We start from the raw sequence: 17748 nt of genomic DNA on the forward strand, positions 1-17748 counted from the left end.
CCCCTTGCGGTGTCACAGGTGCTTGATCACGGCTTACCCGCTGGTCCCCGGGGGGCAAACGTCGTGCGCCTCATCGGATTGACAACCAGCCGGGTGGATTCGGCGGGCGGGTCAGCGCGAGGCCCCGGAGGAGGTGAGGGCGCCGCCCAGCGCGGGCGCCACCGACTCGGCCCAGAACGTGAAGAACTGCTCCTGTTCGGGCCCGACCTGGCTCACGTACACCTCGTCGTAGCCCGCGTCGGCGTACTCGCGGACCCGGTCCACGTACGGGCGCGGGTCGGGGCCGACGGGCAGCGCCGAGGCCACCATCTCCTCGGTGACCAGCGTCGACGCCTGCTCGAAGTGCCGGGGCGTCGGCAGCACCTGGGCCAGTTCGCCGGGCAGCTGCTCGTTCGCCCACAGCCGGTGCGCGGTCCGGGCGCCCTCTTCGGCGGACGGCGCGTGGCACACCTTGAACCCGGCCTGGGTCGGCTTGCCGGCACCGCCGGCGGAGCGGAACCGGGCCAGGAGCGACGCGTCCGGCATCGTGGAGCACAGACCGTCGCCGATCCGCCCGGCGACCTCCGCCGCCTTCGGCCCGAAGGCCGACACGTATACCGGAACGGGTGACGGTGGGACCGTGTAGAGGCGGGCGTTCTCGACGGTGTAGTGCTCGCCGCGGTGGCTGACCTCCTCGCCGGTCCACAGCGCCCGCATCACCTCGACGGCCTCCTCCAGCATCTCCAGCCGTTCCGGCGCGGACGGCCACGGGTCGCCGAAGATGTGCTCGTTCAACGCCTCGCCGGTGCCCACGCCGAGGGTGAACCCGCCCCGGCACTGGACGGCGGCCGTCGCGGCGGCCTGCGCCACCACGGCCGGGTGAATCCGTACCGTCGGACAGGTGACCGCGGTCGTGATGGGCAACGACGTGACCTCCGACAGCGCCCCGATGACGGACCACACGAACGGGCTGTTGCCCTGCTCGCGGTTCCACGGGTGGTAGTGATCGGAGATCCACAGGCGCTCGAACCCGGCCTGTTCGGCCCACCGCGCCTGCCGCACCAGCTCGCGCGGTCCGTGCTCCTCGCTGGAGAGGAAGTAACCGATGCTGACCATGGCCGTCGGTTACCCGCGCAGGAACTCCTGAACCTTGGTCCGCACGCCCTGCCTGACCACGTCCCACGCGTCCGGGTCGCCCTTCAGCATCGCCTCGGCGGTGGCCTTGGTCTGCTCGAACGTCGTGTGCGGCGGGATCGGCGGCGTGTTCGGGTCGCACCGCACGTCCAGCACGACGGGCCGTGACGCCGACAGCGCCCGGTCCCACGCCGCGCCCAGGTCGTCGGGGTCGTCCACGTCGATGCCGTCGAGCCCGACCGATCGCGCGAACGCCGCGTAGCCCACGTCCGGCAGCACCTGCGACTGTTCGAACTTGGGGGCGCCGCCCATCGCCCGCAGCTCCCACGTCACCTGGTTGAGGTCGTTGTTGTGCACCACGCACACCACGCAGCGCGGGTCCGCCCACTCCTCCCAGTAGCGGGCGATGGTGATCAGCTCCGCCAGCCCGTTCATCTGCATGGCGCCGTCACCGACCAACGCCACCGCGGGCCGTTCCGGGTGGGCGAACTTCGCCCCGATCGCGTAGGGCACGCCCGCGCCCATCGTCGCCAACGTCCCCGACAGCGACCCGCGCATCCGCCCGCGCAGCTTCACCAACCGCGCGTACCAGTTGGCCGCCGAACCCGAGTCCGCGGTCACGATCGCGTCCTCGGGCAGCCGCGGCGACAGCTCCCACGTGATCCGCATCGGGTTCACCGGATCGGCATCCACAAAGGACTGTCGGCGCAACGTCTCCCACCACTGCACCACGTTGTGCTCGACCGTCTCCCGCCACGACCGGTCTTCCTTGCGCCGCAACAACGGCACCATCGCCCGCAACGTGGCCCCCGCGTCACCCACGAGGTTGACCTCGGTCGGGTACCGCATGCCGATGAACCGACCGTCCACATCGACCTGGACGGCCCGTGCCGCACCGAACTCCGGCAGGAACTGCGAGTACGGGAAGCTCGAACCGACGATCAGCAACGTGTCGCAGTCCCGCATCAACTCGTAGCTCGGCCGGGTGCCCAACAACCCGATCGACCCGGTCACCCACGGCTCGTCGTCGGGCAGGACGTCCTTGCCCAGCAACGCCTTCGCCACGCCCGCTCCCAGCACGTCGGCCACTTGGCGCACCTCGTCGGCCGCACCACGCGCACCCTGCCCCACCAGCACCGCGACGCGCTCCCCGGCGTTCAACACCTCCACCGCGCGCTCCACGTCGTCCTCCGACGGCACGGCCGTGGCCCACGCCCGGCTGGGCGCGCTCGACGGCACGTGCTTGAACGCCTGTTCGGGCGGCGAGTAGTCCAGCTCCTGCACGTCCGCCGGGATGATCACCGCCGTGGGCGCCCGCTGCGCCTCGGCCGTGCGGATCGCCCGGTCCAGCGCGTTGGGCAGCTGCTCGGGCACCACCACGTCCACCAGGTACTCGGACGCCACGTCCTTGAACAACGCGTGCAGGTCCACTTCCTGCTGGTAGCTGCCTCCGATCGCGGTGCGCGCCGTCTGCCCCACGATCGCGACCACCGGCACGTGGTCGAGCTTGGCGTCGTACAGCCCGTTCAGCAGGTGGATCGCCCCGGGCCCGGACGTCGCCAGGCACACCCCGACCCGCCCGCTGAACTTCGCGTAGCCCACGGCCTGCAGGGCGGACATCTCCTCGTGCCGCGACTGGATGAACCGAGGGCGGTCGTCACTGCGCCCGAAAGCGGCCACCAGCCCGTTGATGCCGTCACCCGGATAGGCGAAGACGTGCTCGACACCCCAGTCACGCAGCCGGCGAAGCACGAAGTCGGCGACAGTGTCGGTCATGGCCGTCCCTCTCTCGAAAGGAACGGGATACCCGACCGGACACCTACGACACTTGTCCCACTTCAACATATAGCGCACCGGGGGTCTTGCGGCAAGACCCCGCCCGTACCGCAGAATCTCCGGCCGCAGCCCACCACGGGCGGATGAGAAGGGTGAAGGAATGAGCCGCTACGTGCTCGGTCTCCACGAGGTCGACCGAACGGAGGTCGCTGTCGTCGGCGGCAAGGGCGCGCACCTGGGCGAGCTCACGCGGATCGAAGGCGTCCGCGTGCCCCCTGGGTTCTGCGTGACCACGGACGCCTTCCGCCGCGTCGTCGGCGACGCGAAGTCGATCGGCCCGGAAATCCGCCGGACCATCGAGGACATCGGAATCCCCGACGACATCGCGGAGGAAATCACCGCCGCCCTCTCCCGGCTCGACGCGCGAGCCGCCTACGCGGTCCGGTCGAGCGCGACGGCGGAAGACCTGCCGGGCGCCTCCTTCGCGGGCCAGCAGGACAGCTACCTGAACGTCGTCGGCGCGGAAGCGATCCTCCGCCACGTCAGCCGGTGCTGGGCCTCGCTGTTCACCGAACGGGCCATCGCCTACCGGGAGCACCACGGCTTCGACCACGACCAGGTCCACATGGCCGTCGTCGTGCAGCAGATGGTCTTCCCCCGGGCCGCCGGCGTCCTGTTCACCGCCGATCCCGTCACGTCCAACCGGAAGGTCGCCACCGTCGAGGCCACCTTCGGCCTCGGCGAGGCCCTGGTCTCCGGCCTGGTGACCCCGGACTCCTTCAAGGTGCGGGACGACGAGGTCGTCGCCAAGACCCTCGCCACCGAGGAGCCGGCGCTGACCGACGCCCAAGTGCTCCGGCTCGTGCGGCTCGGCCGACGGGTCGAAGCCCACTTCGGCCGCCCCCAGGACATCGAGTGGTGCCTGGTCGACGACGACTTCCACCTCGTCCAGAGCCGGCCGATCACGACGCTGTTCCCCGTCCCCGATGCCGCCGACCAGGAGAACCACGTCTACGTCTCCGTCGGCCACCAGCAGATGATGACCGACGCCATGAGGCCCCTCGGGCTGTCCTTGTGGGGCATGACGGCCCCGATGCCCAGGGTCGAGGCGGGAGGCAGGCTGTTCGTCGACGTCACGCAGGTGCTCGCGTCACCCCGGGGCCGCAACGACCTCATCGGCGTCCTGGCCAAGTCCGACCCTCTGATCGGGGACGCGCTGCAAACCGTGGTCGAACGCGACGGCTTCCTCCCACCCCCATCCGACGACGGACCCGTCAGGCCGATCCCCGGCGCCGCACCGACCACCATCGAGACCGACCCGACCATCGTCACCGAGCTGATCGCGCGCGGCGAAGCCTCCAACACCACCGCCAAGCGCGACATCGAAGGCAAGACCGGGCCGGAGCTGCTCGACTTCATCGTCGCGGACCTCGATGAACTGCGCCGATTCCTGTTCGACCCGCAGAGTTACGAGGCGATCATGGCGGGGATGCAGAGCGCGTGGTGGCTCAACGAGCACCTGCTGGAGTGGCTGGGCGAGAAGAACGCGGCCGACACGCTCACCCAGTCCGTGCCGCACAACGTCACGTCGGAGATGGGCCTGGAACTCCTCGACGTCGCCGACGCCATCCGCCCGCACCCGGAGGTCGTCGCCTTCCTGCAAGACGTCGAGGACGACGACTTCCTCAACCGCCTGCCCGCGCTCCCGGGCGGACAACAGGCCCGCGACGCGATCGTGGCCTACCTCGACAAGTACGGCATGCGCTGCATCGGCGAAATCGACATCACCAGGCCGCGCTGGCGCGAACGCCCCACCACCCTCCTGCCGATGATCCTGACCAACATCAAGACCTTCGCCCCCGGCTCCGCCCAACACCGCTTCGACCAAGGACTGCTCGAAGCACAGAAAAAGGAACAGGAAACCCTGGCCGGCTTGCGCGCCCTGCCCGACGGCGACCGGAAAGCCGAGGAGACCGAGCGGCAGATCGCCCGCGTCCGCACCTTCACCGGCTACCGCGAGTACCCGAAGTACTTCCTCATCAACCGCTACTCCACCTACAAGCAGGCCCTGCTCACCGAAGCCGACCGCCTCGTGCGAGCCGACGTTCTCACCGACCGGGAAGACATCTTCTACCTGACCCTGCCCGAACTCCAAGACCTCGTCCGCACCAACCGAGCCGACCACGACCTCATCCGGAACCGCAAGGAAGCCTTCAAGTCACACCAAGCCCTCACCCCACCCCGAGTACTCACCTCGGACGGCGAAGCCATCACCGGAAGCTACCGACGCGACAACCTGCCCACCGGCGCCCTCATCGGCCTCCCGGTCTCCGTCGGCACCGTCGAAGGCCGAGCCCGCGTCATCCTCGACCTGGCCGACGCCGACCTGGAACCGGGCGACATCCTCGTCACCGCCCACACCGACCCGAGCTGGTCGCCCCTCTTCGTCGCCATCGCGGGCCTGGTCACCGAGGTCGGCGGCCAGATGACCCACGGCGCCGTCATCGCCCGCGAATACGGACTCCCCGCCATCGTCGGCGTCGAACGCGCCACCCAACTGATCCAGGACGGCCAACGCATCCGCCTCAACGGCACCGACGGCTACCTCGAACTCCTCACCTGACAAAAACCGACAACCCACAACCCACACCCACAACCCAACCGCCCACGCCGCCCACCGCCGGGAGGCCGGCCGTTTTCTCCGGCCAACGTGAGAGATGCGACCCCGCAACCAACCCGCAGAGGTTCGCAAACACGGCCACAACGGACCCCCAACCCAACCCGCAGAAGCCCACAAAGACGGCACAACGGACCCGCAGCCAACCCGCAAAAGCCCACAAACGCGACCACAACGGACCCGCAGCCAACCCGCAGAGGCCCGATTTTACATGGTGTTCGGGTGCTTTAGGCTGGTCGAAGCCGGGCAGGCTTGGCGGGCGCTTTATCCGCCAGGCCTGCCCGGCTTTGGCCTGCCTGGAGTGCCCGTAAGGGGCCCATGTCAAATCGAGCCGGCCCCAACCACCAAGCCCGGCCCCAACCACCGAGCCCGGCCCAACCACCGAGCCCGAACTCAACCACCAAGCCCTCACAACGGCAGCAACAAACGCCCACCCACCACCAACGTCCCCACCGTCACCCCAGCGAACAACAACACCCACACCAACCCCGGCACCCGCGTAATCCGGGCCAACTGATCGGCATCCGACTGCCGCGCCAACCCCCGCATCCGCCGCCGCTGCAACTCACCCACGGGCCGCACACCACCCAACAGCAAGAACCACGTCACGAACAACGCGAACGCCGCCTGCCACTCGGCCGTCGCATACCAGGACACCGTGAACATGACCGCACCCGTCAACACCACCGACACCACGCCGAACACGTTGCGGATCATGATCAGCATCCCGACCAGCAACACCACCGTCGCCCACAACAACGGCCGGACCTGCTCCGCCAGAACCAGCGCCGCCGCGCCCAACCCGAGCAACGACGGCGTCACGTACCCGGCGAAGTACATGAGCACCACGGCCAACCCGGTGGGCCGTCCACGCGACACCGTGACCCCGGACGTGTCCGAGTTCAGCTTGATGCCCTCCAGCCGCCTGCCGGTGAGCAGCGCGACGAGGGCGTGCCCGGCCTCGTGCGCGATGGTGATGACGTGCCTGCTGTACCGCCACACGCCCGGACTGGCCACCAGGACCAGCGCCAGCACGGCGGGAGCCCATTTCGTCAGAGTCGACATCGCCGCCCAGCATGCCAGGGACTTGACCTGGAGTGCGCTCCAGCACCCAGGCTGGCCGCCATGAAACGACAGCGCATCGGTTCACTTGAGGTCAGCGCCCTGGCTCTGGGCACGCTGCCGTTCGGCAAGTGGGTGGACGACCGGACCTCCTTCGCGATCATGGACCGCTTCGCCGAGGCGGGCGGCACGTTCCTGGACACCGCGAACAACTACGTGTTCTGGGACGGTGGCACGGGCGACGAGAGCGAGCAGGCGGTCGGCCGCTGGCTGGCCGCGCGGGGCAACCGCGACGAGGTGGTGGTGGCCACCAAGATGGGTGCCCGTCCGCTGACCCCGGGCACCGGCCTGGAGAACGCCGAAGGGCTCGCCGGCGACACGGTCCGCAGCGCTGCCGCAGCAAGCCTGAAGCGGCTGAGGGTCGAGCACATCGACCTGTACTACAGCCACATCGAGGACCGCAGCGTGACGTTGGAGGACACGCTCGGCGGGTTCGCGTCCCTCGTGGAGGCGGGCAAGGTGCGGGAGATCGGCGCGAGCAACCACGCCACGTGGCGGTTCGAGCGCGCACGGGCCGTGTCCCGGGCCAACGGGTGGCCGCTCTACACCGCCGTGCAGCAGCGGTACAGCTACCTGCGGCCGCGGCCGGGCGTGAAGCTGCCCGAGGGCGGTCACGTGCACATGACCGACGAGCTGCTCGACTACGCGGCGACGGAGGGTGACGTCACGCTGGTGGCGTACTCGGCACTGCTCTCGGGCCGGTACCGGGACAAGCCGCTGGGCGAGGAGTACGACCACCCCGGCACCACCCGGCGGCTGGAGGTGCTGCACGAGGTGGCCGCGGAACTCGGCGCGACGGTCAACCAGGTCGTCCTGGCCTGGCTCCTGCGCCAGGACATCATCCCGCTGGTGGGCGCCACTTCGGTGGCGCAGCTGGACGAGACCTTGGGTGCGCTGGAGCTGAAGCTGGACGACGACCAGGTGGACCGCCTGGACTCGGCGGCCTGAACCGGACTCGATCCCCGAACACACGGCGGTGCACGGCCCCATCAGGGACCGTGCACCGCTCTCCGAAGTGTCAGTGTGCCTGTTGTCAGTGTGCCTGTTCTCGTCGGTGCGTCACCGGCTGAACCGCGACTTGTGCTGCTCCGCGATGGCCGGGTCGACCGGCTGGACCGGCCGCGGGTTCACGGTCGGGTCCATGGACTCGATCCGCTCGTCGGGGTGCGCGCCGTGCCGCGAATCGTCGACGCGCTGCGTCGGCATCTCCTGCGTCACCGGATCGGCCTTGGGATCACGAATGCTGGGTTCCCGCTGGTGACGGCCCTGGTCGTACCGACCCTGGTCGTACCGGTCCTGGTCGTACCGGTCCGCGATCGGCTCCCTCGTGCCGGCCACCGGAGCACCGGCCACCGGAGCGGCCGGCGTGACCGGCTGCTCGCCGGTCCGCGTGTCGACAGGGGGTTCCGTCACGATCTTGCGCCGCGCGGGCAGCACCGCGATCAGCAGGCCGACCGCGGCCAGGCCGAGGTGCAGCCAGTTGTCGTTGACGTTGAGCGCCAGCGGGTTGCCCAGGCCTGCGACCGGGTTGGTGGAGAACACACCGGCCAGGGCCAGGCCCCACAGCAGCACCGCGCCGTAGGCGATGAACAGGATCCAGCCGTACAGCCGGGCCAGGCCGGACGTGCTCGCCATGAGCAGGCCGAGCACACCGAACGCCAGGTGGACCACGTTGTGCAGCGGGTTCAGCGCGAACCCGAGCAGCATCGCGTGCTGGTCGCCCGCGAAGTCGCCGAACCCGGTGCGCACGAAGCCCAGCACACCCAACGCGAGGAAGACCAGACCGACCAGGCCTGCCAGCACCTGGGCGGGTTGCAGGCCCGCGACCTTGACGCGACCGACGGTCGAGTGGTGGGTCATCTCGCCCTCCAACTGAGGACCACGAGCCCGTCTGACCGGGCTCCGGACGCCCACCGACTACCCGTCCGGTTCGAACCGCAAACAGGCCCGGCACCGACCGGAGCCGGTTCCTCCGGCCGAATGGGGTCAGGGGACGGGCGCACGATCCCGTCCCCCGTTTCCTGACAGGAGTCACCCACCCCGTCGTGCCGGGGTTTATCCGTCCCGACCCACCCCATGAAGGTCGGGCCGCCTTACCGCGCCGAATGCGCGCCGATCACCACAGCCAATAGGCCGATACGATTTTCCAATATTACCCGGCGTATCAACTTATTGCCGTACGGGCAGGTCAGGAGCGCTGGACGCGGTCACCGGACGTGCGCGTCGCGGAGCCGTTCCACTCGGTCTCCCTGCTGTTCACGAAGGTCCCCTTTGTGGTCGTCGAACACCACTGCGGTGTCGCCAGTACTATCTCCGAACAGGCGGCTCGCCGTCAAAGCAATTACGGCATTTCGCTAATTGGTCGGACCAGGCTTCCCGGGCGCGCCCCGGACGACACCGCCGCACCGGTCAAGATCGCATGACCTCCAGTTAACTCGAACTCCTAGCGTGGCGGCCACACCACCTGCCGAGGGGATCACGAGATGCACGCCATCGTTCAGCACGAGTTCGGTCCGGCCGAGAACCTGCGCTACGCGCAGGCGCCGGACCCGGAGCCGGGGGCCGGCCAGGTGCGGATCGCGGTGTCCGCGGCCGGGGTGCACCTGCTCGACACGTCGATCCGGCGCGGTGAGCACGGCGGGCCGTTCCCGCTGCCCGAGCTGCCCATGACGCCGGGCCGGGAGGTCGCGGGGGTCGTCACCGCGTTGGGTGACGGTGTCGAGCCGCACTGGCTGGGCAAGCGGGTCGTGGCGCACCTGGGCCAGGCCAGTGGCGGGTACGCGGAGCAGGCCGTGGCGAACGCCGCGTCGCTGCACGAGCTGCCCGACCACGTGTCCGACGACGCCGCCGTGGCCATGATCGGCACCGGGCGGACCGCCATCGGCGTGCTGCGCATCGCCGAGCTCACCGCGGACGACGTGGTGCTGGTGACGTCGGCCGCGGGTGGGCTGGGCGCGTTGTTCGTGCAGGAGGCGAAGGCGGTCGGGGCGAAGGTGGTCGGCGTGGCGAGCACCGCCAAGCTGAACCTCGTCCGGCAGCTGGGCGCGGACGTGGTGGCCGACTACACGCGGCCGGACTGGGAGCAGGGCATCGGCGAGGTCACCGCGGTGCTCGACGGCGTCGGCGGCGAGGCGGGCCGCAAGGCACTGGAACTGCTCGGCGTCGGCGGTCGGATCCTGCTGTTCGGCTGGTCGGCGGGCGAACCGACCCGCATCGAGACCGCCGACCTGTACCGCCTCGGCATCACCGCGTCGGTGGTCGTGGGACCCCGGATGATGAAGGGCACGAACCTGCGCGGGCTGGAGGAGCGGTCCCTGAGCGTCCTCGCCGAGGGCCGCCTCACGCCGCTGACCACGACGTTCCCGCTCAGCGAGGCCGCCAAGGCGCACACCGCGCTGGAGGGCCGCGCCACCGTGGGCAAGGTCGTGCTCAAGCCCTGACCCCGGGGTGAGCCCCGCGCGCGACGACCACCACGCACGGGGCTCACCCGCGACACCCCGAGCACCCCTACACCGGCACCGTGACGATCCGCTCGTCGTCGAAGTTGCGCACCTCGATCGCCGCGACGTCCTCGGGCGCGATGAGCGCCGAACCGTCGAGGTTGGTGCCGTCCTTCTCCCCTGCCGCCGAGACGAGCCAGCTACCCGCCTCCTGCCTGCTGCCGTCCTTGGCGACGACGAACAGCTTGCACTTCTCGTCCTGCGCGATGCCCGCGACGGACGCGTTCACCCGCACCCACCCGGCGGCGGGCTTGACCTGCACCGTCATCCGCGCGCCGGTCTCCGGGTCGGTGGCCGACCCGAGCTTGGTCCCGGCGGGTGGCACGGGCTGGGTCGTCGTGGGCCCGACGGCCGTCACGTCGGGCGCCGTGCCCCGGCCGACCGCGAAACCGCCGCCGAGCACGATCGCCGCCGCGGCCGCCGCGACCAGCCCCAGGCCGACCCGACGACGGCGCAACTGACCGCCGCGCTCCGACCGCACCTGCCGCAACGTGCGCTGCAGCAGCAGGTCACCACCTTCGGGCGGGCCGTCGAGCAACGCCTCGGGCGGCACGTCACCCATGGCCTCCTCCATCGCCCGCAGCTCGGCCACCTCGGCGCGGCACCGGGGGCAGGACGCCACGTGGTCCTCCACGGCACGCACCTCCCCCTGGTCGAGCACGCCCAGCACGTACGCGCCGAGCAGCTGTGGATCGTGGTTCGTGGTCATCCGGCCACCCCCTTCAGCGCCACCTGTTGCCCGCCTCGTCCGCCTCGGCCCCCGTGCCCGACCTGCCCGACCTGGCTGACGAACGTCTCCCGCAACGCCCGCAGCGCGTAGTGGGACCTCGATTTCACCGTGCCCGGCGGCACCCCTAACGCCTCGGCCGCCTCGGTCACGCTCCGGCCGCGGAAGTAGATCTCCAGCAGCACGTCGCGGTGGTCGGAGGACAGCCGGTCCAGGGCTTCGAGGACGACCACCGAGTCCACCACGGAATCGGCGTGGTCGCGCTGCACCGGCGGTGTCGTCGGCGTCTCGGCCACCTCCTGCGGCCGGGCCGCCTTCGCCCGGAACCGGTCCGTGACGATGTTGCGCGCCACCGTGAGCAGCCAGCCGCGGACCGAGCCCTTGCCGTTCACCAGGGCGTCCGGGTGCCGCCAAGCGCGCACGAGGGTTTCCTGGACGACGTCCTCGGCCGCGGCCCGATCACCGGTCAACCGCGTCGCGTACGCGAGCAGCGCCCGACCGTGCTCCTCGTAGAGGGATCGGATCAGTGCCTCGTCGGCCGCGGCCTCCCGTTTCCGGGACCACAGAGCCGCCATCCACCCACTCCTCTCGTCAACCTCCCGCCACGGACACGGATGCCGGCGGGGTTCGGTTCAGCGCGGGCGCGGAAGAATCTCTAGGAGCAGGTCTGGCCGGTGTTCAGGCAGGTCGTGACGCGGTCCATCAGCGCCTCGGGCATGACGTTGACGAACATCGCGTGGTCGGTGCGCGGGTCGCGCCGCTGCTCGGGGAAGCTGTCGATGGCGTACGGGCGGTCGGCGGGCACGTCGTAGGCGACCCTCACGCGCAGCTTCGGCACCGGGAACGTGCCCGGCCGGCACACCCCGTTCGAGCCGGGGAACTCGGCGTGCGCCCGGTGGCTCGGGCTGTCGGTGTTGCGGCCGTCCCAGCAGCTCGGGAAGTCGAACGTGCGCAACACCTTCCCGCCGGGCGCGCACCGCGGGTAGCGGTCGGTGTGCCGGTCCTCGAACCCGGTGCAGCTCCACCGCGCCCGGCCGCGGCCGGTGTTGAGCGCCGCCGGATCGCCGGTGATCATGCGCAGGAACCTCGGCATCGGCACGACCTCGCTGACCGGGCTGCCGCTGAACGTGATCTCCACGCCGGCCGGTGGCAGCACCTCGCCGGTGTTGCCGTGCACGCCGCCGCCGGGCTCGTGCCGGTCGTGCCCCGTCCGGTCGGTCAGCCGCAGCACCGGCCAGTAGTAGGTGGACCGGTCGTCGGCGCGGCACGTGGTCGCGGCGGCGGCCAGCGACTCGTCGGTGGAGCCCGCGTGCGTGCTCACGTTGCCGACGTACTCGTGGGTGTGGTGCGCGCCGAACGGCCGGCCGGGTGCGATGACCATGTTGTCGGCGTTGAGGTGGCGGTTCTCGTTGCGGCCGCAGTCGACGCGGAACGTGCCGGTCGACGCGTCCGGGGTGGTGGTGACCGACTCGACCGCCACCGGCACGTCGTCGATGGCCACGGTGCGGCTGTCCGCGCAGCCGGCGGCCAGCACGAGCACCAGCAGCAGTGGCGACCACCTCACGGCGGACAGCTTATTCGGCGGAGCCGGTGACCAGGACGCGGCCGTCGACCGTGACGACGTCGACGCTCGCGAGCTCGTCGGGGTCGACCAGGGCGGCACCGGCCAGCGCCGTGTCGCCCGGTCCCGGGCCGGACGGGCGCGCGGCGACCCAGCCGCCCGCCACGTGACGCCGTCCGCGCACGTCGGTGACGACGAGCCGGCAGCGCTCCCCCGCGTCGACGCCGTCCACCACCGCGTGCAACCGCACCCAGCCGTCGGCGGGCGTGACCGTGGCGGTCAGCCGCACGCCGTCGGCCGTGGTGGCGACCAGCACCCGTTCCCCGGGGACGCTGTGCCGGCCGAGGTAGGCGCCACCGGCCAGTGCCGCGGCGGCGAGCGCGACGCCCACCACCGTGACGACACCACCGCGGCGCCTGCGGTGGCGCACCCCCTCGGTGCGGACCTGGCGCAGCGCGCGTTCGAGGATCGGATCGTGCATCTCTTCTCGTTCAGCTCGTGCTCGGACGTGCTCCGAGCGGCGACGGGTTGCGGCGGTCGGGGCGGTTGGAGTGCGGACCGGGGTCGCGGCGGGCGGCGTGCATCGGCGGGGGCCTTCCTCGGCTGTCGGCGGGCGACTGGCACCCGTCACACGAACCGGTGGGACGTTCGGTTCACCCGATTCCGCAACGCGCCGGACACGGCGCGAGGCGGCCCCGGCACCGGGACCGCCTCGCGCGTTCGGTTCGGCCGTCAGCTCAGGGGCACCCTGAGCACGCGGCTGGTGGAGTTGTTCGGGATGTTGTCCCGGTCGTCGCTGGTGGTCAGCCACAGGCCGCCGCCCGGTGCGGGTTCGACCGTGCGCAGCCGGCCGTGGGTGCCCTGGAAGTGCACCGTCTGCGAACCGACCGACGTGCCGCTGATCCGGAGCTGGTAGAGCCGGGAACCGCGCAGCGTGGCGACGAACAGGTCGGTGCCGACGATGGCGATGCCGCTGGGAGAGGCGCTGGCGGTGCTCCACGTCCGCTTCGGCGCGAGGTAGCCCGAGCAGCTGCCCGAGGTGCCCTCGCACGCGGGCCAGCCGTAGTTGCCGCCGCGCTCGGAGAGGTTGAGCTCGTCCATCACCGTGTTGCCCAGCTCGGCCTGCCAGAGCCTGCCCTGGCCGTCGAACGCCAGGCCCTGCACGTTGCGGTGGCCGTAGGTCCACACGTACCGGGCGTTGCCGCCGTTGCCGTAGAACGGGTTGTCGGTCGGCGGCGTGCCGTCGGGGTTGAGCCGCAGCACCTTGCCGCCCAGGCTGGCGAGGTTCTGCGCGTTCGCGCCGACTTGGGCGTCACCGGTGCCCGCGTACAACTTGCCGTCCGGGCCGAAGCGCAGCCGGCCGCCGTTGTGGTACCGGGCGCGCGGGATGCCGGACAGCACCACTTGGAGCGAACCCGTGACCAGGGCGTTGTTCTGCACCTTGATGCGCACGATCCGGTTGTCGGTCGCGGTCGTGTGGTAGAGGTACAGGTAGTTGTCGGTGGCGAAGGTCGGCGACACCTCCAGACCGAGCAGACCGCCTTCGCCTCCACTGCTCGACACGCCGGGCACCGTGCCGAGGGAGGTCTTCACCCCGGACGCGGTGAGCCTCAGGACGTCGTAGGCGTCGCGCCGGGTGTAGACGCCGGAACCGTCGGGCAGCAAGTCCAGGCCCCACGGCACGTCGGTGTCGGTGGCCAGCTGCGTCGCGGGCCCGACCACGGCCGCGGCGGACACGCGATCTCCTTGGGACAGCGCGGTTTCCGCGCTCGCGGGCGCGGTGGACAAGGCGGACGCCACCACCAGTGCGGTGACGAGCGCGCCGGACGAGGTCGACAACCGCCGGATACGGGGTGCCACAGAAGCCTCCACAGTCGTTGACGACTCCCCTGCGAACACAGGGAATGGGGTGCGGCGGCAGTGGCGGCGGAAAGCGGACGGGGGTCAGGGTCTGAGTTTGCCGAACTTGCGCAACTGTCGACCCCCGCCCGGTCGCGTGCAGTCATCGTCGGTGTACCCGAAACGGTAAGGGCTTTCGCCCGACAACGTCCAGTGGTGTCCCGGTTGGACCCGACCGGCAGTCAGCCGGTGAACGGCTCGGCGACGAGGCGGCCCCACAGCACGAAGGCCAGCAGCGCGAGGTAGACGAGGTCCGCCACCATCAGCTTGAACTCCCCGCGCCGGAAGCGGACGATCGCCGCGCCGATCATGATGAGCATCAGGCCGACGGCGGCCGCCGGCACCAGGACCGGCGCGATGTCGAGCACGGCGGGCAGGACCAGACCCAACGCCCCCAGCATCTCCAACACGCCGATGGCCTTGATGCTGCCCGCGCTCCAGTTCTCGGTCCACGCCGCGCTGTGGCCGGTGGCGGCTATCTTCTGCTTGGACAGGACGAGCTTGCCGCCACCGCCGAAGAAGTAGGCGGTGGCGAGCAGCCCGGTGACGATCCACAGAGCGAGGTTCATGGTGTTTCTCCTGGTCGAGCGGCTTGTCGACCATGAGACGCCGGTGTTCCGGGCCCTGTGACAGGCCGGTCGCGTGACGCGGGTTACACCGGTGTCGCGCCGGTGGTGGAGAGACAGGAGCGACCGATGGGCAGCACGGAGACGCGTCCCGCGACCGAGGTGTTCGTCGCCCACCGCAACCTGCTCTTCACCGTCGCCTACCAGCTGCTCGGCTCGGCCGCCGACGCCGAGGACGTCGTCCAGGAGACGTGGTTGCGGTGGACGGGCGTGGACCTCGACGCGGTGCGCGACCAGCGGGCGTACCTGGTCCGGATCGTCACCCGCCAGGCGCTCAGCCGGCTGCGCACCCTCGGCAGGCGCAAGGAGTCCTACGTCGGTCCCTGGCTGCCCGAACCGCTGCTGACCGCGCCCGACGTGGCCGAGGACGTCGAGTTGGCCAACAGCGTCTCGATGGCGATGCTGCTGGTGCTGGAGACGCTCGCGCCGACCGAGCGGGCGGTGTTCGTGCTGCGCGACGTCTTCGAGGTCGGGTACGACGAGATCGCCGAAGCCGTCGACAAGACACCGGCCGCGGTGCGCCAGATCGCGCACCGGGCCAGGGCCCACGTCGCCGACCGCCGGCCGCGCGGTACCACCGACCCGGCCGAGACCAGGGCCGCGCTCTCGGCCTTCCAGCGTGCCGTCGAGACCGGCGACCTGCAGGGCCTGCTCGACGTCCTCGCGCCGGACGTGGTCATCCTGAGCGACGCGGGCGGGCTCAAGCAGGCCGCGCGCAAGCCCGTCGTCGGCCTCGACAAGGTGGCCCGCTTCCTGGCCGCCCGCTGGGAGGCCCTCGGCACGCGGACGACGGCCGAGCAGGCGCAGGTCAACGGCGGCCCGGCGGTGATCCTGCGGGTCGACGGCGAACTCGACGGCGTCGTGGCGGCGCGGGTCGAGGACGGCGTCGTCACCGGGCTCTACTTCGTGCGCAACCCGGAGAAGCTGTCGCACGTGACGCGGGAGACCGCCCTGAGCCGGTGAACAGGGCGGCGACAAGCCGCAGGTTAGCCCCAGCTCACGTGTAGAGCTCGAGGTACCTCTCGGCGTGGGTGGAGTGGACGACTTTGCGCTTCACCTTCAGCGTGGGGGTCAGCTCGCCGTCGTCCTGGCTCAGGTCGCGGTCCAGGATGGTGAAGCGCTTGACCTGCGAGACGTGCGCGAAGTGGGAGTTGGCCTCGTCCACGACGTCCTGGATCAGCGCCCGCACCTCGGGCGCGCGGGCCAGGGTGGGCAGGTCCGTCGGCAGGCCCCGGTCCTTCGCCCACGGCACGATCTCGTCCTGGTCCAGCGTGATCAGCGCGACCAGGTACGGCTTGAGGTCGCCGTAGACGACCGCGTGCGAGATCCACCGCGACTGGCGCAGCTGGTTCTCGACGTTCGCGGGTGCGATGTTCTTGCCGCCGGCGGTGATGATGATGTCCTTCTTGCGGCCCGTGATGGTGACGAAGCCGTCGTCGTCGACCTCGCCCAGGTCACCGGTGTGCAGCCAGCCGTCGGTCAGCACCTCGGCGGTGGCGGCGGGGTTGTTCCAGTAGCCCGCGAACACGTGCGGGCCCTGCATCAGGATCTCGCCGTCGTCGGCGATCTTGAGCTGCAGCCCCGCCATCCCGAACGTGCCGACCGAGCCGAGCTTGTGCCGCGCCAACGTGTTCACCGTGCCGACCCCGGTCGACTCGCTCATCCCGTACCCCTCCAGCACGGGCACGCCGGCGGCGGTGAAGAACTCCAGCACCTCGACCGAGATGGGCGCCGCGCCGGACAACGCCTGCCGCAGCCGACCGCCGAAGATCGCCCGCACGCGCGCGAACACCGGGTCCACCTGCTCGAACGCCGCCGCCAGGTCGGGCGGCACCGGCTGACCGGCGGCACGCAGCCGCCGCACCGCCAGACCGACCCGCACCGCCTGCCGCAACTGCTCCTCCGGCACGCCCGCGGTCGCGGCGGTGTAGATCTTCTCGAAGATCCGGGGCACGGACGGCAGGAACGTCGGCCGCACCTCGGCCAGCTCCGCCACGACCTTGGACGTGTCACCGCCGTAGAACGCGACCGTGTGCCCGGTGTAGAGCGCACCCAGGTGCACGATCTGCGCGAACACGTGCGCCAGCGGCAGGAACAGGTACGCCACGTCGTCCGGCAGCACGTACGACAGCTCCTCGCTGAGCCGGCACATGGTCAGCCAGTTGCGGTTGGTCAGCACGCAACCCTTGGGCGGGCCCGTGGTGCCCGAGGTGTAGATGATCACGGTCGGGTCGTCCGGGTCGATCGCGGCACGGCGGTCGTCCAGCTCGCCCGGCACCGGCGACGTGCGCCCCTGCGACCGCAGCTCGTCCAGCCCGCCGCCCTCGATCACGACCACGTCCCGCAACGCGGGCACCCGCGAGCGGATCGACTCGACCTTGTCCCGCTGCGCGTCGTTCTCCGCGACCACGAGCACCGCGCCCGAGTCACCGATGATCCACGCGCACTCCTCCGCCGCGCTGGACGGGTAGATCGGCACCACGACACCGCCCGCCGCGAGCACCGCCAGCTCCACCGCCGACCACTCGGCCCGCGTGTCCGACAGCACGCACACCCGCTCACCCGGCGCCAGGCCCCGGTGCACCAGCCCGGACGCCAGTTCCATGACCCACTCGGCGACCTCGGTGAACGTCAGGTCGTGCCACCGCCCGTCCCGTCGGTGGCGCCACGCCACCCGGTCGTCGTGCGCCTGGGCGGCCACGAAGGGCAGGTCGGCGATGACGCGCGCCGTGGTCACGGGCATGGCG

Annotated in this window: 16 protein-coding genes; 5 read left to right on the forward strand and 11 right to left on the reverse strand. The window is 70.8% G+C overall.

The features are described from left to right. Window positions 1-111: 111 nt before the first annotated feature. Both A6A25_RS15485 and A6A25_RS15490 read right to left on the reverse strand, forming a co-directional pair. Window positions 112-1095 (reverse strand): TIGR03557 family F420-dependent LLM class oxidoreductase, encoded by a 984-nt coding sequence (locus A6A25_RS15485; protein ID WP_073890294.1) that lies wholly within the window; start codon window positions 1093-1095, stop codon window positions 112-114. Window positions 1096-1104: 9 nt separating this feature from the next. After that, window positions 1105-2889 carry a thiamine pyrophosphate-requiring protein gene (locus A6A25_RS15490; protein ID WP_073890298.1) on the reverse strand — a complete coding sequence of 595 codons (1785 nt, stop codon included), beginning with the start codon at window positions 2887-2889 and terminating at the stop codon, window positions 1105-1107. Between the two features lie 160 nt (window positions 2890-3049). Between A6A25_RS15490 and rph the strand changes: the two genes are divergently transcribed. Then, entirely contained in the window at window positions 3050-5512 is a 2463-nt protein-coding gene (gene rph, locus A6A25_RS15495; protein ID WP_073890302.1) for a rifamycin-inactivating phosphotransferase, read from the forward strand. A 462-nt stretch (window positions 5513-5974) separates the two neighbouring features. Here rph and A6A25_RS15500 read toward each other — a convergent pair whose 3' ends face one another. Further along, window positions 5975-6631: a M50 family metallopeptidase gene (locus tag A6A25_RS15500; RefSeq protein WP_073890306.1), complete on the reverse strand. Its 657-nt coding sequence runs from the start codon at window positions 6629-6631 to the stop codon at window positions 5975-5977. Window positions 6632-6691: 60 nt separating this feature from the next. Between A6A25_RS15500 and A6A25_RS15505 the strand changes: the two genes are divergently transcribed. Beyond that, a complete protein-coding gene (locus tag A6A25_RS15505) occupies window positions 6692-7636 on the forward strand; it encodes an aldo/keto reductase (RefSeq protein WP_073890310.1) in 945 nt (314 codons plus the stop codon). A 111-nt stretch (window positions 7637-7747) separates the two neighbouring features. Here the strand turns inward: A6A25_RS15505 and A6A25_RS15510 are convergent, their stop codons facing one another. Continuing rightward, a complete protein-coding gene (locus A6A25_RS15510; protein ID WP_073890572.1) occupies window positions 7748-8548 on the reverse strand; it encodes a DUF4383 domain-containing protein in 801 nt (266 codons plus the stop codon). A gap of 356 nt (window positions 8549-8904) precedes the next feature. Between A6A25_RS15510 and A6A25_RS42985 the strand changes: the two genes are divergently transcribed. Beyond that, window positions 8905-9111 carry a hypothetical protein gene (locus A6A25_RS42985; protein ID WP_143193182.1) on the forward strand — a complete coding sequence of 69 codons (207 nt, stop codon included), beginning with the start codon at window positions 8905-8907 and terminating at the stop codon, window positions 9109-9111. 60 nt (window positions 9112-9171) lie between these two features. Next, window positions 9172-10128: a zinc-binding dehydrogenase gene (locus A6A25_RS15515; protein WP_073890314.1), complete on the forward strand. Its 957-nt coding sequence runs from the start codon at window positions 9172-9174 to the stop codon at window positions 10126-10128. Between the two features lie 67 nt (window positions 10129-10195). Here A6A25_RS15515 and A6A25_RS15520 read toward each other — a convergent pair whose 3' ends face one another. From A6A25_RS15520 to A6A25_RS15545, 6 genes are all read right to left on the reverse strand, one after another. Then, a complete protein-coding gene (locus A6A25_RS15520; protein WP_073890318.1) occupies window positions 10196-10897 on the reverse strand; it encodes an anti-sigma factor family protein in 702 nt (233 codons plus the stop codon). Then, window positions 10894-11490 carry a sigma-70 family RNA polymerase sigma factor gene (locus A6A25_RS15525; protein WP_073890322.1) on the reverse strand — a complete coding sequence of 199 codons (597 nt, stop codon included), beginning with the start codon at window positions 11488-11490 and terminating at the stop codon, window positions 10894-10896. Before A6A25_RS15525 ends, A6A25_RS15520 begins: the two co-directional genes overlap by 4 nt. Window positions 11491-11570: 80 nt before the next feature. Further along, window positions 11571-12479, reverse strand: a complete 909-nt coding sequence (locus tag A6A25_RS15530) for a DUF1996 domain-containing protein (protein WP_143193183.1) — start codon at window positions 12477-12479, stop codon at window positions 11571-11573. Window positions 12480-12489: 10 nt separating this feature from the next. Next, window positions 12490-12957, reverse strand: coding sequence for a hypothetical protein (locus A6A25_RS15535; protein ID WP_073890326.1), 468 nt, complete (start codon window positions 12955-12957; stop codon window positions 12490-12492). 251 nt (window positions 12958-13208) lie between these two features. Next, window positions 13209-14336 carry a PQQ-dependent sugar dehydrogenase gene (locus A6A25_RS15540; protein WP_241828729.1) on the reverse strand — a complete coding sequence of 376 codons (1128 nt, stop codon included), beginning with the start codon at window positions 14334-14336 and terminating at the stop codon, window positions 13209-13211. 221 nt (window positions 14337-14557) lie between these two features. Further along, window positions 14558-14944 carry a DoxX family protein gene (locus A6A25_RS15545; RefSeq protein ID WP_073890334.1) on the reverse strand — a complete coding sequence of 129 codons (387 nt, stop codon included), beginning with the start codon at window positions 14942-14944 and terminating at the stop codon, window positions 14558-14560. A 126-nt stretch (window positions 14945-15070) separates the two neighbouring features. Between A6A25_RS15545 and A6A25_RS15550 the strand changes: the two genes are divergently transcribed. Then, window positions 15071-15964, forward strand: a complete 894-nt coding sequence (locus A6A25_RS15550) for an RNA polymerase sigma-70 factor (RefSeq protein ID WP_073890338.1) — start codon at window positions 15071-15073, stop codon at window positions 15962-15964. A 34-nt stretch (window positions 15965-15998) separates the two neighbouring features. On the opposite strand, the gene A6A25_RS15555 is transcribed toward A6A25_RS15550, so the two are convergent. Beyond that, the gene (locus A6A25_RS15555) at window positions 15999-17744 is read right to left on the reverse strand and encodes an AMP-dependent synthetase/ligase (RefSeq protein ID WP_073890342.1); all 1746 of its coding nucleotides are present in this window, start codon (window positions 17742-17744) and stop codon (window positions 15999-16001) included. Window positions 17745-17748 lie beyond the last annotated feature (4 nt).

This window comes from Saccharothrix sp. CB00851 (assembly GCF_001905065.1).
GTDB lineage: Bacteria > Actinomycetota > Actinomycetes > Mycobacteriales > Pseudonocardiaceae > Actinosynnema.